Source organism: Variovorax sp. FW305-3-2-15-B-LB1, assembly GCF_058787635.1.
Genome location: NZ_JBYSZY010000011.1, coordinates 71199 through 94839, shown reverse-complemented (window position 1 = coordinate 94839; position 23641 = coordinate 71199). Strand labels below are relative to the sequence as shown.

Below are 23641 nucleotides of genomic sequence, written 5' to 3'. Positions count from 1 at the left end.
CACGGTCATGAATTGTTCTTTGCGCGTTCTCGTGCTGTCCATGGCCTGCGGGCTCGCGCTCGTGCCGGCCGTGCAGGCCCAGCAACCACAGCAGCAACAACCGGCGGCGGGCGCCGCCGCCGCCCGTGTCGAAACCACGGCCGCGGCCGTCGGCAAGGGCGAGCCGGTCGTGGCCGGCGGGCAGGTGCCCGATGAAGCCACGCGCATCGCCGTCATCGAGGCGCTGCGCCGCGTCTACGGCCCCAGCGGCGTGATCGACAAGATCGAGGTGGTGAACACCGTCAGCATGCCGGCCAACTGGAGCGCCAACGTGCAGCGGCTGATCACGCCCTCGCTCAAGGACATCCACCGCGGCCAGCTCCAGATCGAGGGCACGCAGATGGCGCTCAGCGGCGAGGTCGGCAACGAGTCGCTGCGCCAGAAGATCGTGAGCGACATGGCGAACTCGCTCAACCCGACCTACACCATCAAGAACAGCCTGCGCGTGCCCGCGTCGGAGCAGATCGCGGTCGACCAGGCGCTGGCCAACCGCACCATCGAGTTCGAACTGGGCAGCGCCACGCTCACGGGCAAGGGCCGCGCCATCCTCGACGAGATGGCGCCGATCCTGCAGAAGCTCACCAACAAGTCGGTGGCGGTGGTGGGCCACACCGACAACGCCGGCAACCGCGCGTCGAACCTGGCGCTGAGCCAGTCGCGCGCCGAGTCGGTCAAGGGCTACCTGGTGGGCAAGGGCATCGACCCGATGACGCTCACGACCTCGGGCGTGGGCCCGGACCAGCCGGTGGCGAGCAACGCGACCGACGAGGGGCGTTCGCGCAACCGGCGCATCGAGTTCCGGGTCGGACGCTAAAGAAGAAAGGCCCGCAACGCGGGCCTTTCTTCTTTCACTCAGCGCGAAGGCGCGAAGTCAGCGCGACTCGTCGTCGCCCTTGGGCAGGTCGAGCAGGTCCACCAACTGGGCCAGCTCCTGCTCGTTCTTGATCACGTTGCGCAGCCACGCATGCAGCGGCATGTCGGCCCAGCGCGCGGCCTTGTTCGCCATGTAGGCGGCCGGGCTCGAAGGCTCGGTCTGCTCGAAATAGGCCGCCACTTCCTTGAGCTGCGCGATGGCCTGCGCGCGGCTGCGGATGCCGGGCGGCAGCGCGGCGGGCACATGCACCGCCGCGTGGTAGGTGGGAGATGAATGGGGCATGGCGGCGTCGAAGACGGGTTCGATGCGGGTCGGGGCAGCCGGTGCGCTGGCGGCCGGTGCAGCGGCGGTGGCTTGCGGCGCCGCGCCGTTGTCGATCGGCACGCCGGCCTCGCGCGCAAAACGCTCGACGGCCTGGCGGATGGCCGCGGCCGCGTCCTTCGCGGCGCGAAAGCTCGGGCCGTTGGAAGCGGTGCGTTCGTCGAACACGGCCTCGAACTCGGCCAGCGCCTGCTCGCAGGCCTGCACGTCGCGGTGCGTCTTCTGCAAAAACTTCGCGGGCGTGGCGCGGCGCAGGCGGTCGAACTGCTCGAGCGTCACCTTGTTGCGCTGCAGCTCGTCGGCCTGCGCCGGCGTGCGGCGGATGGCCTGGTCGAGCGCCAGCGCGGTCTCCCAGACCAGCGCGCTGTGGCCGGTGTGGCCGTCGCTCACGATGGGCGCGCGCTGCAGCAGCTCGACCGAGCGCGAGATCAGCCAGGTGACGGTGCCGATGCGCATCTCGATGTCGCCGCCCTCGGGCTGCGGATGCAGCTCGTCCCAGTACTGGCGGCACAGGCCGCTGAGCAGGCGGTAGCCGTCGGCCAGTCCCTCGAAGCCGCGCTGGCTGGCCAGCGCGTCGGTGAGCCACACGCCCAGTCGCAAATCCTTGGTGGACGCGCGCAGCAGCTTCTCGCACTCCGAAATTACGAAAGGCCAGTTGGCCTCCTTCAGCTCGATGACCCATTCGCCCTGTTCGAGCGAGGGATCGTCGTGCTTGCGCGCTTCCTGGATGGCGTCGAACTCGCGCGAGAACAGCATGTCCTCGCCGCAGGGCTTGGCCTCCGAGATCGGGGCCAGCAGGGCCGCGAGGTCGAGGCGGTTCGTCGCGGCCGTGGTCATGGCAGCGAGATCGTCAGGTTGGCCTGGCGCGGGCCGAGCTTCACGATGTCCTGGTAGCTCGCGAGCGCGCCCTGCGTGGTGCTGCCCAGGTGCGCCGACAGGCCGATGAAGCCCAGCAGCCCGATGAGCGCGAACAGCGCGGCCACCACCCACTGCGGCGCCTCGCGCTTGAGCGAGTGCGAGATCAGGTCGGGCAGCGGCCAGTGCGGCGCGAAGGGCGTGCGCTTGCCGCGCGCGTTGGCGATCTCGTCGCCCACGCGCGCCGTGAGGTAGGCCAGCTTCTCGGTGCCGTCGATGGCGTACTTGCCCTGGAAGCCCAGCAGCAGGCACATGTAGAACACCTCGAGCGTCTGGATGCGCGCGGCGCCGTGCGCGCGCTCGACCTCGAGCATGTTGAAGAAGTTCTCGCCCGCCAGCTGGTCGCCGAACAGCGTGAGCTGCAGCGGCCGGCGCTCCCATTCGGAGCGGATGGCGAACTCGGGCGCCGAGAGCACGAACTCGTCGACGGTGGCGCAGAAGGCGTACTTGGCCGCGTGGATCTGCTCGGCCGTGGCGTCGAGCTTGCGCGCGTTGCGCTCGAACTCGCCCAGGTAGTTGCGGATGCCCGTGAGGAACTGCTCGGTGGTGGCCGGCTGCTGCTTCTTCTTCAGCAGGAACAGCATCACGAAGCCGTCGTACAGCAGGTCGAGCAGGCTGGAGTCGGCGTCGGGCGCCACGCCGGCCGGCGTGAACGAGGCGGGCGGCGCGTCGGCGCCCAGCAGGGAAGGGGCCTTGTTGAGGGTGGTGGTGTTCATACGATCGGGCGGGTGATCAGCCGGTCACGGCGATCAGTTCGAGTTGCATGTCGGGGATGCCGGCCGGCGCGTAGATGGTGACGCTCTGCGCCTGCAGCATGCGGTCGTACAGCTGGCTCTTGCTGTCGATGGAGAAGTAGCAGGCGCCCGCGCGGATCGGAATGGCCGGCGGCACCTGCGGTGCGTAGACGATGCGCACGCCCGGCATGGCCGAGAGCACCAGCTTGTCGACGTCTTCGGGCGCGCCGATCTTGAAGCGCTGCGGCACCACCTCGGCCAGCTCGGCGGCCGGCATGCTGGCGGTGACCGACATGTAGAACACGGTCTTCTCGTCGATCTTTCCGGAGTCCAGGCGCCCCAGGTAGAAGGCGTTGCGCGTCTCGGTGAGCGCAATGGCGAAGTAGCGCGTGGAGATCACGGTGTCGAGCAGGTCGCGCACGATGCGGTCGAGCTCGGCGAAGGCCGGGCCGGGCTTCTCGTGGTCGTACACCGGCAGGTCGTTCAGCGAGTAGGTCTTGGCGAAGGTCATCAGCGCGCCGGCCAGGCTCAGCAGTTCCTGGAACAGGCGCTCCGGGTGCAGCGACGGGTGATGGAACAGGTGCGAGAGCGAGGCGAACGCCGAGTTGGCCGTGTGCAGCAGCCAGAACGAGGCGATGTCGCCCGAGCGGAACTCGATGATGTTCTTGCTTGGCTCACGGTGAATGCCGTACAGCGAATTGACCTTGGCCTGCAGCACGTCGAGCAGCCGGCGCAGCTGCTGGAACACGGTGGGCGAGGCGTCGATGCTGGTGCACGGCGGCACGAAGCTGCGGTCGATCTCGAAGCCGCCCGCAGCGGTGCGGCGGATGCGGATCACGGGGATCGACACGAACTGCTCGCGCGGCTCGGTGTCGGCCAAGAGCTTCACGCTCTTGCGCAGGAACACCACCTCGGCGCTCACGGCGTTGGTGTACAGGTCGAGCGACTGCGTCGCGTCGCTGGTGTAGCGCGCGGCAAAGCCTTCTTCGTTGGGGTCGGTGTAGTTCTTGCCGAGCTCCTTCACCGGGTGCAGCACGAGGTAGAAGGTGATCTCGTTCTGGCCCGGGCTCAGCGTGTCCAGCGAGATGGGCGGGGGCAGCGCGTCGGCCTGCGGCGCCGCGTACGGTTCGCCGTCGGGGAACACCAGCGACAGCTGCGAGGCGCGCAGCATGCCGCTGGCCAGCGCATCGAGGTCGAAGCTGATGGAGCGCACGCCCCAGAAGTACGGATGCAGCGTCTGCGCCGTGGCGCGCAGGCGCGCCTCGTGGTACGCGTCTTGGCGCTGGAAATGCTGGGGGCGTAGAAACAAGCCCTCTCCCCAGAGGACCTTGGCTGCATAGCTCACGTCGGATCAACTCCCCACAATTTTTTTTGAATGTATCGCATCGTCGTGTCGACTTGAACGGCCCCGCCGTCGCTGCAGATCAGGCGGGCGAGGGCCGGCAAGTTACCGGCCCCAACAGGTTGAGCGCGCCCGTGGGGGCCGCGCCTTGTGCGTTCTGCTGGCCCACCACCGCGCCTGTCGTGACGGTGAGCGCGCAGGCATGCGCGCCCATCACGATGCCGGTTTTTTCGGCGTCCGCGGCGTTGAAGGCGAAGCGCCAGCGCTGCGCATCGGGCGAGTGGAACAGCACCACCACGGCCACCGCGTTGGCGGTGCGCGGAACCATCTCGGTCCAGGTGTATTGCTGGTCGGGAATGAGCGTGATCTCGCGGCTCTCGACGAGGTCGTCGCCCAGCTGCGTCTTGTCGCGCCCCGGCGTGACGAAGGCGTCGAAGGACGACTGGTAGAAGCCCGTCGTTTCCTTCAGCTTGTAGATGCGCATCACCACGGACAGCGGGCGGTTGCGGCCGTCGGCGTTGAGGTTCTTGCCCGCGGCGATCGACATCGTCACCTTGCGCGGGGGCTTTTGCGACTCGGGCAGCTCGGGCTTCTTCAGTCCGCTCGCCTCGAGCGCGATGTTGGCGATCGTGAGCGCCGGCGAGCTGCACCCGCCGAGCATCAACGCGGCCAGCAGCGCGCCAGATGTAATTAATATTTTCATTAAAAGCGAGCCGTAACAATATTTCGATGGACCAAATAGGATTAACCGATTTCGAAAATGACTTTCGATTAGGAAATTAGCATTAATCCGCCCCGTCATTTGCCATCCACGCGGCTGTAGTATCGTGTATTGTTATTGTCAACGGTCGCAATTTAATGAATGATTGCGGCCTGCTAAAAAGTCAGATCAGGGGGGAATGTGTCGATTCGAAAAATCATGTCGCGCACGATGATTGCCGGTGCCATTGCGAGCACCGTCTTTTTGTCGGCCTGTACCACCACGCCGGACGCGGCCGTTGCCCAGGCCACCGCGGCCTACAACAAGAGCCTGGCCGAGGTCGATGCCGCCGCGGCAGCCGCCACTGGCGACAAGGCGCCCGTCATCCGCCAGTACCAGCAGCTCGCCACCGACAACCCGACCCGCGGTGAGCCGTGGTCGCGCATCGCGCAGATCTACTTCAACGAAGGCCGCTACAGCCTGGCCATCTCGGCCGCCGAGGAGTCGCTGCGCCGCGACCCCTCCAGCCGGCAGGCCAAGAGCATCACCGCCGTGGGCGGCCTGCGCCTGGCGGCCCGCTCCATCGAGGACCTGGGCAAGGACAGCAGCCTGAGCGGCGACGCCAACGCCGATGCCTACCGCCTGGCCGCCCTGCTGCGCGAAACCCTGGGCCTGTCGGTCCTGGTGCCCGCCGGCCCCGAAGCCAAGCCGGCACCCACGCGCCGCGCCGCGGCCCCCAGCCCGGCACCCGCGCCCTCGTCGTCATCGTCCGCCGCGCCGACCCCGGTCGCCGCCGCACGGCCCGCCCCGGTCGCCGCGCCGCGCCCGGCACCTGCCGCGCCTGCCCCGCGCGCGGGGGGCGGCAATCCATTTGACGCGCTCAAGTAATTGTCCGGTTTTTGAATTGGTTTTTAAACCAATGTATTAACGAATGGGCGTGCGATCTGGAAATGGGTCGTACAACTTTTTAATTCGTTTCTCAGTCCTATTGCGAAGGTATTGAAGCTTATGGCGACCAAAAGACAGAGCGTGCAGAAGCGTCTCCAAAAAGTGCGCCCGCCGCGCGTGCAACTCACGTACGACGTGGAACTCGGTGACGCCATCGAGAAAAAGGAATTGCCTTTCGTCGTCGGCGTGATCGCCGACCTGGCGGGCCAGTCCGAGGTCGAGCAGCCCAAGCTCAAGGACCGCAAGTTCGTCAACATCGACCGCGACAACATGGACGACGTCATGAAGGGCGTGGCCCCGCGTGCCGCCTTCCAGGTGCCGAACAAGCTGGACGGGCGCGGCGGCAGCTTCGGTGTCGACCTCACCTTCAACTCGATGGACGCCTTCTCGCCCGAAGCCGTCGTCGAGCAGATCGAGCCGCTCAAGCGCCTGCTCGACGCGCGCACCAAGCTGGCCGACCTGCGCAACAAGATGGCCGGCAACAGCAAGCTCGAAGACCTGCTGGCCGACGTGCTGAACAACACCGAGCAACTCCAGCGCCTGGGACAGAGCGCCGGCAAGAAGGACGAAAGCTGAACATGACCGCGCAAGCACTTTCGGCATCGAGCGGTGCCGCTTCGTCCGAGGCCTCGGTCGACCTGCTCGACCAGATCGTCGAGAAGAGCAAGGTCGCCAAGTCCGACGTGGAACACACGCGCACCAAGGACCTCATCGGCGAACTCGTCAGCCAGGTCCTCGAAGGCTCGGTGATCGTCTCCGACAACGTGTCGGCCATGATCGACGCGCGCGTGGCCGACCTGGACGCGCTCATCTCCGCGCAACTCAGCGCCGTGATGCACGCGCCCGAGTTCCAGAAGCTGGAGAGCACCTGGCGCGGCCTGGAGTACCTAGTCAAGGAAACGCCGACCGGCACCATGCTGAAGATCAAGGTCATCAACGCCACCAAGCGCGACCTGATCCGCGACTTCAAGGCCGCCGTCGAGTTCGACCAGAGCGCGATGTTCAAGAAGGTCTACGAAGAAGAATTCGGCACCTTCGGCGGTGCGCCGTTCGGTGCGCTGGTGGGCGACTTCGACGTCACGCGCCAGCCCGAAGACATGTACTTCCTGGACCAGATGGCGCACGTGGCCGCTGCCGCGCACGCGCCCTTCATCGGCGCGGCCTCGCCTGAGCTGCTGGGCCTGGAAAGCTTTGCCGACCTGGGCAAGCCGCGCGACATGGCCAAGGTGTTCGACACCGTCGAGTACGCCAAGTGGAAGTCGTTCCGCGATTCGGAAGACTCGCGCTACGTCGGCCTCACGTTGCCGCGCTTCCTCGGGCGCCTGCCCTACCACCCGCGCGAAGGCACGGTGGTCGACAGTTTCAACTTCGTCGAAGACGTCGACGGCACCGACCACGCCAAGTACCTCTGGTGCAACGCCGCCTGGGCCTTCGCCACGCGCCTGACGGCCGCGTTCGACGACTTCGGCTGGTGCGCGGCCATCCGCGGCGTGGAAGGTGGTGGCCTGGTCGAAGACCTGCCCACGCACACCTTCAAGACCGACGAAGGCGAGATCGCCCTGAAGTGCCCGACCGAGATCGCCATCACCGACCGGCGCGAAAAAGAGCTCAGCGACCTGGGCTTCATTCCGCTCGTGCACTGCAAGAACTCCGACTACGCGGCGTTCTTCGGCGCGCAGTCGCTGCAGAAGGCCAAGAAGTACAACACCGACAGCGCCAACGCCAACGCGGTGCTCTCGGCGCAGCTGCAGTACATCTTCTCGGTGTCCCGCATCGCGCACTACCTCAAGGCCATGATGCGCGACAAGATCGGCAGCTTTGCCTCGGCGCACAACGTCGAACAGTTCCTGAACCGCTGGATCGCGCAGTACGTGCTGCTCGACGACAACGCGACGCAGGAACAGAAGGCCCAGTTCCCGCTGCGCGAAGCCGCCATCCAGGTCGGCGAAGTGCCCGGGCGGCCCGGCGTGTACCGCGCGGTCGCGTTCCTGCGCCCGCACTTCCAGCTGGATGAACTGTCTATTTCACTGCGCTTGGTCGCCGATCTGCCGAAGTCAGTGAATAAGTAAGGAGGCAGATCGGGTGCGCGGCCGAGGGGCCGTGCTGCAACACGTTAACTGTCAGTAATCAATCAATCAAGAAGGGGAAGAAACATGAAAGATATCTACGTCAAGTTCGGCAGCCCGGCCATCAACGGCGAGTCGCAGGACAAGGACCACAAGGACTGGATCGAAGTCAGCTCGTGGCAGCACAGCATCGTGCAACCGCGCTCGGCCACCGCGTCGACCGCCGGCGGCCACACCGCCGAGCGCTGCGAGCACGGCGAGATGATCTTCACGAAGGACATGGACGTCGTCAGCCCGCTGCTGTACCAGCACGCGTCGGGCGGCACCACCTTCGACGAAGTCACGGTGCAGTTCTACCGTGCCGACGGCGAAGGCAAGCGCGTGCAGTACATGGAGATCAAGCTCAAGTACGTGCTGATCGCCAGCGTGAACCCGAAGGTCGTGAGCACCGACGTGGCCAGCGTGCCGAGCGAGACCTTCTCGCTGAAGTACGCCGCCGTGCAGTGGAAGTACACGCAGCAGAAGATCGGCGGCAACCAGGGCGGCAACTCGCAAGGCGCCTGGAGCCTCACGAAGAACGACAAGACCTACTCGGTCTGACGCCAGTCGGGCAATGACGACCGCGGCGCAGGCCGCGGTTTCTTTTTGGCGCCGCGCCCCTCGCGCGGCGCCTTGCCCGTTGTCCGACGCGAGAGACAGGGAGTGACCCATGACAGGATTCGAACCGGGCCTGCTCGACAAGCTGTTCGATGACGACTGGCGCGGGCCGGCTTCGCCGGTGCTGCGGCACTTGTCGCTTGACGAGGTCAAGAACGTGGTCGCACGCGACCTCGAATCCCTGCTCAACACGCGCATGGTCTTCGACGACGCCAAGCTCCAGGCCTACCCCGAGTGCCGGCGTTCCGTCATGACCTACGGCCTGAGCGATTTCTCGGGCCTGAGCCTGGCCAGCCACTACGACCGTTCGTTCATCTGCCGCTCGCTGGAGCAGGCCATTGCGCGCCACGAGTCGCGCCTGCGCGATGTCTCGGTGTCGCTCGAGGTCGACGGCCAGGCCAGTACCCACATGCTCTATTTCGGAATCACCGCCTTGCTCGTGCTGCCGGAGCTGGCCGAGCCGGTGAACTTCGACGCCATGCTGCAGCCCACGACGCTGCAGTACTCCATCACCCGCGGCACCGGCAAGAGCCGGTACGCCTAGCGCCACGATCCGCGCACACGACGCACACCATGGACGAGTTGCTGCCCTTCTACGAACGCGAGCTGGCCTTCCTGCGCGGCTACTCGCAGGAGTTCGCCAAGGGCTACCCGAAGATCGCCGCGCGCCTGGCCATCTCGGCCGACGCCAGCGAAGACCCGCACGTCGAACGCATGATCCAGTCGTTCGCGCTGCTCACGGCCCGCATCAGCAAGAAGCTCGACGACGACTACCCCGAGCTCACCGAAGCGCTGCTCGAGGTGATGTACCCGCACTACCTGCGGCCCTTTCCGTCGTGCTCCATCGCGCAGTTCGACGCCGGCGGCGCGGCGCTCGCCAAGCTCAGCAAGCCCGTCACCATCGCGCGCGGCACCGAGCTCACCTCGCAGCCGGTGCGCGGCGGCGCCTGCCGCTTTCGCAGCGTGTACGACGTCACGCTGGCGGCGGTGCAGGTGTCGAACGTGGTCTATCACTCGGTGGTGAATGCGCCTGCGCAGGCCTCGCTGCCGCGCAACGCCACGGGCTGCCTCTCGGTCACGCTCGAGGCCACCGGCGAGCAGAAGTCGCTCGGCACCCTGGCGCTCACGTTGGCGCGCCTGCGCACCTTCATCGACGCCGAGCCATCGCTGGCCACGGCGCTGGCCGACGCCATCTTTTTGAAGACGACCGCCGTCTTCGTGGAGCCCGAGCGCAGCGGCAAGTGGACGCTGGTGCAGGGCGAGGCGCTGCACCCGGTCGGCTTCGAGGAGGCCGACGCGCTCATCGAACTGCCGGCGCGCTCGCACCCCGCGTACCGCCTCTTGAGCGAGTACTTCGCGTTCCCCGAGAAGTTCAACTTCGTCGACATCGACCTGGCGAACGCGCTGCGCCACATCGGCTCGTGCCGCTCGATCACGCTGCACCTGGTGATGACCGGCGTGCGCGCCGATTCGCCCACGGCGCGGCTGCTCGAGGGCGTGTCCAGCCGCAACCTGCGCCTGGGCTGCACGCCCGTCATCAACCTCTTCAAGCAGCGCAGCGACCCGATCCGTGTCACGCACGCCGCCGCCGCCTACCCGGTGGTGGCCGACGCGCGCCGCGCCTTCGGCTTCGAGGTCTACAGCATCGACTCGGTCAAGCTCGTGAAGCAGACCGCCGAGGGCGACGCGTACATCGAGTTCCGGCCCTTCTACTCGCTGCACCACGGCGAGCATCCGAAGGAGGCCGAGCACTACTGGTTTGCGCGGCGCAATGAACTCGTGGCGCAGCGCAGCCCGGGCTACGAGACCGAGCTCTCGATCGTCGACATCGACTTCCAGCCCTCGCTGCCGCAGACCGAAACGCTGAGCATCGACCTCACCTGCACCAACCGCGACCTGCCGCACTCGCTGGCCTTCGGCCTGCCCGGCGGCGACCTGTTCATCGAGGGCAACTCGGTGGCGCGCTCGATCCGCATGCTGCGCCGCCCGACGCAGACGCTGCGCATGCCGCGCGGCAAGGGCGTGCAGTGGCGGCTGGTGTCGCACCTGTCGCTCAACCACCTGTCGCTGGCCACCAGCGGGCTGCCGGCGTTGAAGGAAATGCTGCGGCTGTACGACCTGGGCCGCTCGGCCGTGTCGGCGCGGCAGATCGAGGCCATCACCGCGATCGAGCAGCAGGCCACCACCCAGTGGTTGCCGGGCAAGCCCTTCGCGACCTTCGTGCGCGGCATCGAGCTCAAGCTCACGGTCGACGAGACCGGCTTCGTGGGCAGCAGCCTGCAGGCCTTTGCCCGCGTGATGGACCATTTCTTCGGTCTCTATGTGCACCTGAACAGCTTCACCCAACTGGTGATCGTTTCGGCGCGCGACAAGGAGGAGCTGGTGCGATGCAAGCCCCGCAGCGGCGAATCGATCCTCCTGTAGCCGAAAGGCTGCTGCGCGAACCCTACCGCTTCGAGTTTTTCCAGGCGGTGCGGTTGATCGAGCTCATGCTGCTCAAGCGGCAGGAGCGCGACGTGCACCAGCGCCTGGTGCCCGGCGAGCGCATGGTGCCGCGCTGGGTGCGCTTTCGCAGCTCCACGAGCCTGAACTTCCCGCCCAGCGAGATCGAGGCGCTGGCGGTGCGCGATGCCGTGGGCGAGCTGATGTCGGGCGCGCAGCTGTGCGAGCCGCCGCTGCCGCACGAGGACGAGCACGGCCTGAGCCGCATCGAACTCACGCCGGCCGCGTTCGGCATGCTGGGCGTGTCGGGCGCCTTGCCCATCGTCTACACCGAGATGCTGATGCGCCGCGAGCAGCATCTGCGCGACAGCTCGGCGCGTGCCTTTCTCGACGTGTTCAGCAACCGCGCTGCCGCGCTCTTCTATGCCGCCTGGCGCAAGTACCGCCTGCCGCTGCACTACGAGCACGAGCGCAGCCGCGCCTACCTGCCGGTGCTGCTGTCGATGGCCGGGCTGGAGCACACGGCCCAGCGCGATCCTCTGACCGACGGCACGGGCACCGTGTTCGACGAGACCGTGGCCGGCTACGCCGCCGCGGTGCGCCACCGGCCGATGTCGGCGGCGTACCTGCAGCGCGTGCTGTCCGACTACTTCCGTAGCCACATCCGCATCGAGCAGTTCCTGGGCAAGTGGTACGACATGCCCGTGCAGCAGCGCTCCAGGCTGGGCGAGGGCAACGTGAGCCTGGGCCAGAACGCGATGGCGGGCGAGCGCATCTGGCAGCGCGACCTGCGCATCCGCCTGTGGATCGGCCCGCTCAAGCGCAGCGCGCTGCGCGAGTTCTTTCCGGGCCGCGCGCATGCGAAGGCGCTCGAAAAAATGCTGGCGCTGCTGGCCGGCGTGACCTGCGAATACGAAGTGCGCCTGATCCTGGCGCGCGAAGAAGTCGCCGCCGTGCAGCTCAGCGACAGCGGCGGCAGCCACCTCGGCTGGGACAGCTTCATCACCACCCGCGAGGCCGAGGGCGACCGCAGCGACACGCAGTACGAGCTTCAGCCCCTGCAGTGACCCTTTCAACGAACACGACCGACAGAAGAACACCACCGCTCATGAGCACCTCGCTGAAGACACTGATCACCAAGCTCAACGCCAGCGCCCGCATGGCCACGCAGCGCGCCGCCAACCTGTGCCTGGCCCACGGCCACTACGAGGTGGACCTGGAGCACCTGTTCCTGGCGCTGCTCGAGCAGACCGACAACGACCTCGCGCGCGTGCTGCGCGCCAACCGCATCAGCGCCACCGCGATCCAGTCGGACCTGGAGCGCGAGATCCAGACCTTCAAGAACGGCAACACGCGCACGCCGGTGTTCTCGCAGCACCTGCAGCAGCTGTTCCAGCAGGCGTGGCTGCTGGCCTCGCTCGACGCGCACGCGGCACAGATCCGCTCGGGCCACCTGCTGCTCGCACTGCTCACGCAGCCCGACCTCGCGCAGCTGGCGCAGCGCGGCTCGCCGCTGTTCGCGAAGATCCGCCTCGAAGACCTGAAGCACGACTTCGACAAGCTCACCGACGGCTCGAGCGAAGCAGCGGAAGCCAGCGCCTCGGGCGCGGCCGCCGAGGGCGACGCGCAGCAAGCGCCGGCCGACCCGCTGGCCGCGGGCGTGCCCGGCAAGACGCCCGCGCTCGACCAGTTCACCACAAACCTCACGCAGCGCGCGAAAGACGGCGCGCTCGACCCCGTCATCGGCCGCGACACCGAGATCCGCCAGGTCATCGACATCCTGATGCGCCGGCGCCAGAACAACCCCATCCTCACGGGCGAAGCCGGCGTCGGCAAGACGGCCGTGGTCGAGGGGCTGGCACTGCGCATTGCCGCGCAGGACGTGCCCGAGTCGCTGCGCGCCGTGGCGCTGCACACGCTGGACATGGGCCTCTTGCAAGCCGGCGCGAGCGTGAAAGGCGAGTTCGAGAACCGCCTGAAGAATGTGATCGCCGAAGTGAAGAAGAGCCCGCACCCGATCGTGCTCTTCATCGACGAGGCCCACACCATGATCGGCGCGGGCGGCCAGGCCGGGCAGAGCGATGCGGCCAACCTGCTCAAGCCGGCGCTCGCGCGCGGCGAGCTGCGCACCATCGCCGCCACCACCTGGGGCGAGTACAAGAAATACTTCGAGAAGGACGCGGCGCTCGCGCGGCGCTTCCAGGTCGTGAAGGTCGAGGAGCCCAGCGAGACACTGGCCGCCGCCATGCTGCGCGGCATGGTGCCGCTGATGGAGAAGCACTTCAACATCCGCGTGCTCGACGAAGCCATCACCGAGGCCGTGCGCCTGTCGCACCGCTACATCAGCGGACGGCAGTTGCCCGACAAGGCGGTGAGCGTGCTCGACACGGCCTGCGCGAAAGTCGCGCTCGGCCAGAGCGCGACGCCGGCGCTGATCGAAGAAGCGAACCGCGGCCTCGAACGCATCGAAGCCGAGAGCGCCGCGCTGGTGCGCGATACCGCGGCCGGCGGGCGCCATGAAGCGCGCCTGGCCGAACTCGCGGAAAAGAAGAGCGCACTGCAGGCCGAGCTGGCCGCGAGCCAGCAGCGCCTGGCCGAAGAGAACGCGCTGGTCGAACGCATCCGCGCGCTGCGTGCGCAACGCGACGAGTCGGCCGCTCAGCAGCCCGAGGCCGTATCCGCCGTGGCAGAGAAGGCGCCGGCCCGCGCCGCCAGCCGAAAGAAAACCGCTGCCACCGCCGACCCCGCGCGCGACGAACTCGACGCCCTGCTCGCCGAACTGCGCGCATTGCAAGGCACCACGCCGATGGTGCCGCTGCAGGTCGATGGCCACGTCGTCGCCGAGATCGTCTCGGCCTGGACCGGCGTGCCGCTCGGCCGCATGGTCAAGGACGAGATCAAGACCGTGCGCAGCCTCGACACCCTGCTCGCCGAACGTGTCATCGGCCAGGACCACGCGCTCGCCGCCGTGGCCCAGCGCGTGCGCACCGCGAGCGCCCGCCTGGAAGACCCCAACAAGCCGCGCGGCGTGTTCATGTTCGTCGGCCCCTCGGGTGTGGGCAAGACCGAGACCGCGCTCGCGCTCGCCGACATCCTGTACGGCGGCGAGAAGAAGCTCATCACCATCAACATGAGCGAGTACCAGGAGGCGCACAGCGTCTCGGGCCTGAAGGGCTCGCCGCCCGGCTACGTGGGCTATGGCGAAGGCGGCGTGCTCACCGAAGCCGTGCGCCGCCAGCCCTACAGCGTGGTGCTGCTCGACGAGGTCGAGAAGGCCCACCCCGACGTGCTCGAGATGTTCTTCCAGGTGTTCGACAAGGGCATGATGGACGACGCCGAGGGCCGCGAGATCGACTTTCGCAACACGCTGATCATCCTGACCTCGAACATCGGTTCGTCGCAGATCATGCAGGCCTGCCTCAACAAGGCCGACGACGAGCGCCCCGCGCCCGACGCCCTGGCCGACGCGCTGCGTCCCGTGCTCATGAAGGCCTTCAAGCCGGCCTTTCTCGGCCGCATGAAGGTGGCGCCGTTCTACCCGATCACCGATGCGGTGCTCGAGCAGATCATTGCGCTCAAGCTGGGCCGCATCCGCGACCGCATCGCGACCAACCACAAGGCCGTGTTCGAGTGGGACGACGCGCTGGTCGAGGCCGTGCTCGCACGCTGCACCGAGGTCGACTCGGGCGCGCGCAACGTCGACCACATCCTCAACGGCACCTTGCTGCCCGAGATCGCCGAGGCCGTGCTCACGCGCATGGCCGACGAGACGCCGCTGGCCAAGATCAAGGCCAGCTGCGGCAAGGGCGGCGAATTCCGCTACCGGATCACCTAGGCGCAGCCGCCGCGCGTGCCCACGGGAGAACAAAAACAATGACGACGACCTTCACATCGGCCTCGCTCGGCGGGCTCATGCGCGCGGGCACCACGCAGCGCGATCGCCTGCTGGTGCTGCACACGCCGCTGGGCGAGAACAAGCTCCTGGCCGAGCGCCTGGACGGCGTGGAGTGCATCGACGGCGGCGGCTTTCGCTTCGAACTCACCGCGCTGAGCGACGACGCGCACATCGAACTCAAGAGCCTCATCGGCCAGGGTGTGCGCCTGGACCTGCAGACCGCGCAAAGCCGCACCGAGCTGCGCCCCTTCCACGGCCATGTGAGCGAGGCCGAGTGCGTGTCGAGCAACGGCGGCATGGCGCGTTACCGCATCGTCATCGAGCCGTGGATGGCCTTCCTGAGGTATCGCCAGGACAGCTGCCTGTTCCAGCACCAGAACGTGTTCGACATCGTCGATGCCGTGTTCGGCCGCTACCAGAGCCAGGGCCAACTCGCGCCGCAGTGGCGCTGGGAGATCGCCCAGCGCGACATCTACCCCGTGCGCGGCATCACCACCCAGTACCAGGAAAGCGACTTCGACTTCGTCGCGCGGCTGCTGGCGGAAGAGGGCCTGTGCTACTGGTTCGAGCACGCCACGGGCAAGGACGGTGCGCTGGGCAGCCACTCCCTCGTCATCGCCGACCACAACGGCGCCTTCCGCGCCAATGCCCAGCCCACCATTCGTTTCCACCGTGCCGATGCCAGCGAGCGCGAGGACACCATCCAGCAGTGGCGTGGCCACCGCCAGCTGCAGACCAACAGCCTCGCGCAGCAGAGCTGGGACTACAAGAGCGTGAACGCACGTCCCGTGCAACAGCAAAGCCGCGCCGCGGGCCAGCGCACCCTGCACTGGAGCGACGACCCCGGCGCCTACGGCTGGGAGACCTCCGCGCAGGGCGAGCGCCTGCTCGCCAACGCCCTGCAGGCACTGGAGCTGCGCAACAAGCGCTTCGAAGGCCGCAGCGCCGTGCGCACCCTGGCCCCGGCCACCACCTTCACGCTGAGCGGACACGAGCAGCACGACAAGGACAGCGAGCAGGACCGCCGCTTCGCCGTGCTGGCCGTGCGCCACATCGCACGCAACAACTTCGACGAAGACCTGAAGACCGGCATCGGCGAGCGGCTGGGCCTGCCCGACATTGCCACCGCGTTCGACAGCGGTAACGGCGATACGACCGCAGACGCCGTCACCCACTACCGCAACGAATTCACCACCGTGCGCGCGGCCATCCCCTACCGGCCGCTGAGCCTGGACGGCCACGGCCAGCGCATCCACCCCAAGCCCAGCGTGCACGGCAGCCAGAGCGCCATCGTCATCGGCGTGGGTGGCGCCGATGCGCCCGTTCACACCGACCGCGACCACCGCATCAAGGTGCAGTTCCACTGGCAGCGCGGCAGTGCGTCGAGCGCGCGCCAGTCGCGCACCGACGGCCAGGACAACGCGCCCGCCGTGGACCGCCTGGGCGCCTGGGTGCGCGTGGCCGCCAGCGCCGCCGGCGACAACTGGGGCCAGCTGAGCCTGCCGCGCGTGGGCCAGGAAGTGCTGGTGGAATTCCACCACGGCGACATCGACCGCCCCGTGGTCGTCGCCGCGTTGTACAACGGCGCCGGCCAGGTCGACGCGCAGCACAACCAGAAGCCCGCGGGTGCCGCCCAGTCCACCGGCAACGCGCCGGCGTGGTTCGCCGGCGAAGGCAAGGGCGCCAAGGAGCACGCGCACAACGCCGTCTTCAGCGGCATCAAGACCCAGGAACTGAGCGCCAGCCAGAGCGGCGACGGGGGCTACAACCAGCTCGTCTTCGACGACACCCCCGGTCAGGGCAGCACCAGCCTGGCCACCACCCAGGCCAGCAGCCGCCTGCACCTGGGCCACCACAAGCAGCAGGACGACAACGCCCGCGGCAAGGGCCGCGGCCACGGTGCCGAGCTGGCGACCACCGCGCAAGGCGCCATCCGCGCGGGCGCCGGCCTGCTCGTGAGCGCGTATGCCCAGCCGAACGCCAAGGGCGCGTTCATGGCGAGCCGCGAAGCACAGCAGCATACGAAACAGGCCGAAGAACTTGCAACGTCACTCGCCCAGAGTGCGCAGACGCAGAAGGCGCAGATCAAGGGTGAAGGGGCTCCGGGCGAACTGCCGGCCATCGCCGCGCTGAAGCATGTGGCTGAAGTGCTGGAGGCGAAGCAGGAAGGTGGTGCTGCGGCATCGGGCAGCAACGCTGGTTCAGGCGGCGGCGACATCAAGGCCACCGAAGGCGGCCACGGCAGCGTCACCGCGTACAGCGAGCCGCACCTGCAGTTCAGCGCGCCCATGGGCATCGGCTTCGTCACGCCGAAGGAAGTGATCGCCGTGAGCGGGCAGCACACCGCGATCGTCGCGAGCCAGGATGTCGACCTGCCCGCGCAAGGGCAGATCGCCCTGAGCGTGGCCAGCGGCGTGAGCCTGTACACGGTGGGCGCGAAGGCCGGTGAAGGCGGCGAGCCGAACCAGGAGCGCGGCATCGCGCTGCATGCGGCCAGCGGCAAGGTGAGCCTTCAGAGCCAGACCGGCGCCACGAAGATCGCGGCGGACAAGAAAGTGACGATCGCCAGCACGGCGAAGGACGTGGCCGTGGAGGCGCCCAAGCACGTGCTGCTGACGAGCGCGGGGGCGTACATCAAGCTGGAAGGATCGAGCATCAAGATCCATGCGCCGGGGAAGGTGACGTTCAGGGGGATGCATAACTTCGTGGGGCCGCAAGGGGACAGCAGCAGCAACTCGCTCTCCGGCAGTGACCTGCAACCGTGCCCCAAACAAGACGACGCCGCGGCCAGCGGCGCCGTCGCCTTGTGAGGCAGCCACCCATGTTTGAACGCCTTGCCAGGCAACTGGGTGAATCATTGCAGGAGGACGAGACGCTCTCGGCCTACGTGCTGATCGACCCGATGCTGCGCGAGCCCTTTCCCGCCGAGTGGCTGGAAGCGGAGTCGCGCCAGACATGGCCTGTCCCCGTTCACCATCCGCTGCTCAAGGAAAGGCAACTCCCCCGCCTGATCCACCTGCATCCGCATGACACGCGGCTGCTCGAAGCCAGCTTGGCACAGGCAGCAGATGAACAGGCCGATCCAGACTCCGAGCGCACGCAGGGGTTCGCGCTCGGCGGATGGCTGTTGACTGCCGCGCCGGTGGACGCGCTGGTTCGCCACCTTGCACGCGTCATGCAAGGTGGGTTCTGGGGGCAACGCAGTTCGCAGCTCATCCGCTGGGCCGATCGCAGGGTCATGCAGTGGATGTGGCCTGTACTCACGTCGGCACAGCAGGCGAGCCTTCTCGGCCCGGTGCAACGCTGGTACAGCCTCGACAGGTGCACGCAGCTGGTGCTTTTCCAGTCCGATGCCAGTCCAGACCCGGCGTCGGCCCGGTTCAGCACGGCGCAATGGAACCATGCGCTCAAGAGCGAAACGGTGCACGACCTCCTGCGGGGCTGGCAGCGCTTTGCCGGCGTGCTGCCGGCCGACCACCTGCAGCAGGCGTCGCGGGCCGCAGATGCGGTCATTGCCGCAGGCGTGGTCAAACGACAGGACCGGGTCCTGCTGGGCGCCTACGTCCTGCAGATCCACCCCGAGCTGACGACGCACCCGATCGTGCGCACGGCCATCGCTCGTGCCATCGGAGGCGATGCATCGCTCGCCGAGGCGCTCGACGATATTCCCGACCCTCAAGGCTGGGACGCCATCCGGGCCGAGCTCGACCCGGCGTTCGCACGGGCCTCCATTCAACAGACTGCACAGGGAGAACACCTTGGCTAGCACCATGGCCCTCAATTCCTACTCGGCGGCGGCGAACAAGGCGGCCGCCAACACGCCCGCCTGCGCGACAGGAGGTTGCCCGGCCTGCGAGAAAGCCGGCCTCCCGGTGCTTCTGGTGCGTCCTGGTGTGGCCGACAAGGCGTATGCCGAGAACGCGGCGCGCAGCGGAACGACCCGGGTGCTGATGGATTCCAAGATCCCCGCGCCGCAATTGCCAACGTCGGGGCATGTCGCCAGAACGCTGCGCCCCGGTTATGTCATTGCCTACTACGAGAAGTCGCACACCCCGACCCTGAAGAGCCAACGCGGCTGGGAAGCCTTCAAGGTGCATGAAGGTGGCTACCTCACCCCGCACCCTCTCGAAGGCTCGGCCTCGGGCAAGGACGAAGAGGCCTTTTCCTGCAGTCGCACCGCCGCGTACGCCAGCGCGATGCTGTTCGTGATCCAGGACGCCAAGAACGCCGGCAAGGTCTGGGTGGCCTACAGCGACCATCTCTGGAGCCCGGAGGTTCGGCATCTGTACGGGAACGACAAGACGCTGCGTCGCAAGCGAATGACCAAGATCGATGCGCCCGACGCATCGTGCAGTCAATCCCTGCCGTTGACCGACAAGCTGGTGCAGACTGCGGTGGCCGACTACGACCCCAGTCGCCCTGCGTCGGCGCTTCGCGGCAACCCGTTTGCACCGCTGCCCAGTTCTGGAAAGCCGGGCGTGCCTCACACGCGCCCGGAAACGGCCGGCACCCTGCATACGGAGGCCCAGCGAATCCTGGCCGCCGGCAACCAGGCCAGCAAGAAAAAGCCCTACTCGCCCAACGACGTCATGATCGTCGGCCTGATCGACCCGATCGGCGCGACCGCGGAAACCGCCCAGCGCCGCATCACCCTGTGCAACGATGCCGCCGAATGGGTCATCACGCAGACGTCCGGCTACCAGAAGCTGCAAACGGCGCTGACCATCGAAGGGCTTCTCAAGCGGGCCGACGAGCAGGCGCAGGCGCGCAAGGCGCCATTGACCGATCCGCAGTACGCCGGCCTGAATGGCAAGGAGGTCGGCGAAAAGGAGTTCAAGGACATGAAGGCGGCAGGAAAGCTCCCGCCCGAAGCCACCCTGGAGCCCAAGTACGAATACAACCCCTACGACATCAATGGCGATGGCCGCACCCGCGTGTATGGGCGCGGCATCATCAGCTTCCCCAGCGCCTCGCAGATCGACCGGCAGGCCACCAGCCTGAAAGAAGACATTCTGGACGGGGTCACGGGGGGCAAGCGCAAACCCGCCCACCGCACCTTCCTGGGCAGCTACCAGACCAAGATCAAGGAAGACCGCCAACGCCTCGAACGTCTGGAGCTGGACTACCAGGTCTGGCTGCAGTCCGAGCAACGCAAGCTGATCACCGGCTTCGACTTCGACGAGGCGACACCCAGTGACGGCATCTTCTACGCCGCCGCGGTGGGCATGTGCACCCATGGTGGGCCGATCACCGACAAGGGCACCGAGTGGTTCAAGGATTTCCTGCTGAAGGACCCCAACGACAAGGAGGCATTGCTGGTGCGGTCGTTGCTGGGCAACCAGAAGTCGGCTTTCGAGAGTTTCCAGGAGGCCTTCAAACCCACCAAGGTCCACAAGGAAATCAAGAACCTCTTCAAGCTGATCGAGGAAATCGAGAAAGCGGTCGCCGCCGGCACGCCCTTGCCGGCCGGCGACAAGGCGTTGCTGCGTGCCGTGCCCGAGATACGCTGGCTCGCCCAGCAATTGCCGCTGCTGAAGAACCTGGCGTCCACCTATGGCCATCTGACCCTGACCGTCGTGGGCGCCACCTCCATGGCGCTGGACAAGCTCCAGCAACTGCCGGCGCCGCTGCGCGACAAGTTGCAGGCACTGACCGAATCGATCACCAACACGCTGGGCAAGGCCGCGGGCGTGACCGTGCACAAATTCAGCATCTCGCTGGACAAGGCGGCCGCCTACTGGCGCCAGCAGATGGGGCTGGTGCGGGGCCTGGCGCAGCGCGCTGCCGATGCGGCAGACAGCAAGCAGGTCAAGAGCCTGGTCCTGGGCGGCGCCATGTGGTTCAACGTCGGCGGCAGGCCGGGCACGGCCAACGCGCTGATCGACGTCTACGTCGCCGTGCGCCAGGGTGCCGCCGCCGCGCCGGGGGCGGTGGATGCGGCCACTGCGGCCGGGGCCAAGGCCGGCTCGGACGCGCGAGCAGCGGCCGGTGCGTCGGCCGACGCCGTGGCCGATTTCGCTCGCCGGGTCGGCAAGACGGGCTCGGACGTCATGCGCGAGAGCATGGCCGTATTCAAGCAGGGCAGTGCGACGTTTTCCGCGGCCGGCGCGCTGCTGCAGGTGCTGTCCATCAGCAAGACCTGGCACACGCTCGAGACGGGTACGCAGGAAGAGCGCACCTACGCCAGCATCACCTTGCTGACGACGGGGCTGGGCGTGACCGGCGCGCTGCTGGAAATCAGCGAGGCGTACGCGAAGCAACTCGGCAAGACGGCGTCGGCGCTGGGATTGAAATTGGTGGCGGGGAGCGCGTCGGCGATATCGCTTCTATTCGACGCTGTGAGTGCCTTCTTGCGGCACAGAAATGAAAAAGAAAAAGGAGATTCCGATGCATCGGCCCTGTACCTTGCCCAAAGCCTGTTCTTTGTCGGTGCAGCCATCGCCGGTGGAATGTACGTGGCCGGAACTGCAGGCTGGATCACGGGAACCGTGGCGGCCGGTTGGGGCTTGTCCTGGACGGGGTGGGGATTGCTGCTTCTCGGGCTGGGCTTGATTGCGGGTTTCATCGCCATGTTGCTGAACGATGCGCCCACTGTCGAATGGGTGAAGCGAAGCATCTGGGGCGAAGCCAGTGACAAGTGGGGAAATTTGCAGAGGGAACAGAATGAACTCAACAAGGTCTTGCTGGGTGTTCGCGTCGATTTCTATGCGGGAATCAAGACGACTTTGCAAGGACGCTCGGTTGGCATGGCCCCGATCCTGGTGAACGTTCCCACGGACACATACGAAGCATGGACGCGCCTGTTCATCCCGGTTCAGTTGCGTGAGCTGGTGAAATACGAACTCGGGTTTGAAGTGACTGGCACGCCGGATCAGCGCAAGCAGTGGAAATTGAACGCGCAGGACAAGATCGTCGAAGGGCCGAAGACCAAGATATTTCCGCTGGAAATCAATGATGAATCGATCACTCGACGGGTGGAAATGAGCCGCGACGCGATGAGCGGCATCAAGGGCAATGTGAGGATCTGGGATGCACCTGAAGGAGGCGAGCTCATTGTCGATGAGTCACTCGCCAAGTGACAGATCATGAGCCGTGAAAACAATCCGGACTACGACATTCGGCTGCCGCAATGGAATGCGCCCGACCCGCAGTTTGAGTTCGTCGAGAAAGTCCAGAAGAAGAGCCTGTTGGGAGGAAAGTCTCCCTGGCGCATCGCCTCGCGTGAAAAGCGCGAGCCCGTGCATGGGAAGGCGAGTTCGTGCGATTCCTTGTTGGGCATTCATTCGAACGCCATCGTTGTTGGCGCGCCGGCGGGTACGACCGAAATCACATTCATGATGGGGCTGTATGCAGCCCTCATCGGATTCGCTGCCTGCATGTTCGGATGGGGGGCGTTTGAATCCATCATGGATCTGGATTCAAGCAGGTCGGACTACGTCCTGAACTTGTTGATGTCCATGGTTTCGACGATGGCAGCGCTCTTCTTTCTGGTTGCGGCCATCTTTTTCTTCAGAGTCGGATTCCTGACGCCCCGCGATCTGCCGGTTCTCTTCAATCGCAAGACCAGGGAGGTTTCGTTCTTCACCGTCATCCCGATGAGGTTCTGGAAGGTCTGGCAGCGCGCAGGCGTTGGCGAGGTCAAGACCTGTCGCTGGGACGACGCCTATGCGCGCAGCTACCAACTCACCGAGATCACGGGCGAAGCGGCGCGTTCTTCCTATCTGCTGGCGCTGCTGTGGGGTGACCCCAGGCAACCCAGGCAATGCAAGGAGATCGTGACCATTGGCTACAAGGGCTGGTGGGAGGATGAATTGCTCTGGCGCCTGTATGAGCACATTCGACGCTACATGGAAGAAGGCGGCCCGCCGATCCAGGCGGGCGAGAGCCTGCGGCGCTCGGGGACGGGCAAGTTGCCGCAATTCCCGCCAGAGGTCATCGCCGCCGCTGGCGGGTTGGCCTTGAGCGAAGAAGAGGTGCGTCGTTTGGCAGGCATTCGCGAATGACGGACGCCTGCCATTCGAGACAGTTCTTTCATGTCCCAGATCCGTGGAGGCAACGACCGTCATGACATCCGCCGACCGTATTCCCGCGCCATGCGGCGCCCGCGACCTGTGAAGAGATTTGCGCTGCTTGCTGCGGGTGCCGTGGCACTCCTTGTTGCATCGGCGGTGGCCTATCGCGGCTATAGGATGAGCGTGAGCACCTCCGATACATCCACCGCGGTATCGAGCGATGAGAGCCGGGCCCAGGGACGGCTGTTGGCGAAGCTTCGTTTCGATGCGCCGTCTTTTGGCGATTGCTCGGTCCATGACGCGTGGCTGGAAAAGTCCTCCACGTTCGTGACGCGCAGCTGGTTCGGAATCCGTCTTGGAAATGAAACCATTCCGACGGCCGCCATTCATGTGGTCCTCGACATGCCCAAAGATCCGTTCCTGTCTGCGCAAAGCCTGAGCTTCGATGAGACGAACCCGACCGCGTCCAGCCTGGGACTGACCGGCTCGTTCACCCAGACCGTCACGATCAATGCAAAGCGCTACCGGCTGTTCGGATCGAACACCGTGTTTCCGCCGCCTGCGGTCATGACATTCAGCTGTGGCACAGCAAACGCACATGCAACGTTGGCGAACTAGGATTTTTCCGGTCCACGCGATGTCGATCGGCCAGCCCCTGAACCGACAGGGCGGGAAGATCGCGCGCGGCCATGCATC

General features: G+C 66.5%; 18 protein-coding genes. 14 read left to right on the top strand and 4 right to left on the bottom strand.

Annotation, left to right across the window (positions count from 1 at the left end; genetic code table 11):
- The first annotated feature begins 7 nt into the window (after positions 1-7).
- Entirely contained in the window at positions 8-853 is an 846-nt protein-coding gene (locus tag AC3WQR_RS09740; protein ID WP_492741862.1) for an OmpA family protein, read from the top strand.
- A gap of 57 nt (positions 854-910) precedes the next feature.
- Here the strand turns inward: AC3WQR_RS09740 and tssA are convergent, their stop codons facing one another.
- The 4 genes from tssA to tssJ form a co-directional block, all read right to left on the bottom strand.
- Complete coding sequence (tssA, locus tag AC3WQR_RS09735; protein WP_492741861.1) at positions 911-2071, bottom strand: type VI secretion system protein TssA; 1161 nt, start codon at positions 2069-2071, stop codon at positions 911-913.
- Positions 2068-2865 (bottom strand): type IVB secretion system protein IcmH/DotU, encoded by a 798-nt coding sequence (icmH, locus tag AC3WQR_RS09730; RefSeq protein ID WP_062481127.1) that lies wholly within the window; start codon positions 2863-2865, stop codon positions 2068-2070. The genes tssA and icmH overlap by 4 nt, the downstream gene beginning before the upstream one ends.
- A 16-nt stretch (positions 2866-2881) precedes the next feature.
- Positions 2882-4228, bottom strand: coding sequence for a type VI secretion system baseplate subunit TssK (tssK, locus tag AC3WQR_RS09725; protein WP_062481129.1), 1347 nt, complete (start codon positions 4226-4228; stop codon positions 2882-2884).
- Positions 4229-4307: 79 nt separating this feature from the next.
- Positions 4308-4928 carry a type VI secretion system lipoprotein TssJ gene (gene tssJ / locus AC3WQR_RS09720; RefSeq protein WP_101494023.1) on the bottom strand — a complete coding sequence of 207 codons (621 nt, stop codon included), beginning with the start codon at positions 4926-4928 and terminating at the stop codon, positions 4308-4310.
- Between the two features lie 216 nt (positions 4929-5144).
- Between tssJ and AC3WQR_RS09715 the strand changes: the two genes are divergently transcribed.
- From AC3WQR_RS09715 to AC3WQR_RS09655, 13 genes are all read left to right on the top strand, one after another.
- Positions 5145-5813 carry a tetratricopeptide repeat protein gene (locus tag AC3WQR_RS09715; RefSeq protein ID WP_157755218.1) on the top strand — a complete coding sequence of 223 codons (669 nt, stop codon included), beginning with the start codon at positions 5145-5147 and terminating at the stop codon, positions 5811-5813.
- 120 nt (positions 5814-5933) lie between these two features.
- On the top strand, positions 5934-6449 hold the full coding sequence (gene tssB, locus AC3WQR_RS09710) for a type VI secretion system contractile sheath small subunit (protein ID WP_070062960.1): 516 nt from the start codon (positions 5934-5936) through the stop codon (positions 6447-6449).
- Positions 6450-6451: 2 nt separating this feature from the next.
- The gene (gene tssC / locus AC3WQR_RS09705; RefSeq protein WP_062474765.1) at positions 6452-7942 is read left to right on the top strand and encodes a type VI secretion system contractile sheath large subunit; all 1491 of its coding nucleotides are present in this window, start codon (positions 6452-6454) and stop codon (positions 7940-7942) included.
- A gap of 84 nt (positions 7943-8026) precedes the next feature.
- A complete protein-coding gene (locus AC3WQR_RS09700) occupies positions 8027-8539 on the top strand; it encodes an Hcp family type VI secretion system effector (protein WP_062474768.1) in 513 nt (170 codons plus the stop codon).
- A 109-nt stretch (positions 8540-8648) separates the two neighbouring features.
- Positions 8649-9140: a type VI secretion system baseplate subunit TssE gene (gene tssE, locus AC3WQR_RS09695; RefSeq protein ID WP_062474770.1), complete on the top strand. Its 492-nt coding sequence runs from the start codon at positions 8649-8651 to the stop codon at positions 9138-9140.
- A 29-nt stretch (positions 9141-9169) separates the two neighbouring features.
- Positions 9170-11020: a type VI secretion system baseplate subunit TssF gene (gene tssF, locus AC3WQR_RS09690; protein WP_492741860.1), complete on the top strand. Its 1851-nt coding sequence runs from the start codon at positions 9170-9172 to the stop codon at positions 11018-11020.
- A complete protein-coding gene (gene tssG / locus AC3WQR_RS09685) occupies positions 10984-12105 on the top strand; it encodes a type VI secretion system baseplate subunit TssG (RefSeq protein ID WP_492741859.1) in 1122 nt (373 codons plus the stop codon). The genes tssF and tssG overlap by 37 nt, the downstream gene beginning before the upstream one ends.
- Positions 12106-12146: 41 nt before the next feature.
- Positions 12147-14873, top strand: a complete 2727-nt coding sequence (tssH, locus tag AC3WQR_RS09680; protein WP_492741858.1) for a type VI secretion system ATPase TssH — start codon at positions 12147-12149, stop codon at positions 14871-14873.
- A 38-nt stretch (positions 14874-14911) separates the two neighbouring features.
- A complete protein-coding gene (locus tag AC3WQR_RS09675; RefSeq protein ID WP_492741857.1) occupies positions 14912-17743 on the top strand; it encodes a type VI secretion system Vgr family protein in 2832 nt (943 codons plus the stop codon).
- Between the two features lie 11 nt (positions 17744-17754).
- Complete coding sequence (locus AC3WQR_RS09670; RefSeq protein WP_492741856.1) at positions 17755-18699, top strand: DUF4123 domain-containing protein; 945 nt, start codon at positions 17755-17757, stop codon at positions 18697-18699.
- Positions 18692-22012: a T6SS effector BTH_I2691 family protein gene (locus tag AC3WQR_RS09665; RefSeq protein ID WP_492741855.1), complete on the top strand. Its 3321-nt coding sequence runs from the start codon at positions 18692-18694 to the stop codon at positions 22010-22012. The genes AC3WQR_RS09670 and AC3WQR_RS09665 overlap by 8 nt, the downstream gene beginning before the upstream one ends.
- A 6-nt stretch (positions 22013-22018) precedes the next feature.
- Positions 22019-22936, top strand: a complete 918-nt coding sequence (locus tag AC3WQR_RS09660) for a DUF6708 domain-containing protein (protein ID WP_492741854.1) — start codon at positions 22019-22021, stop codon at positions 22934-22936.
- A 30-nt stretch (positions 22937-22966) separates the two neighbouring features.
- Positions 22967-23563 (top strand): hypothetical protein, encoded by a 597-nt coding sequence (locus AC3WQR_RS09655; RefSeq protein WP_492741853.1) that lies wholly within the window; start codon positions 22967-22969, stop codon positions 23561-23563.
- The last annotated feature ends 78 nt before the right edge of the window (positions 23564-23641 follow it).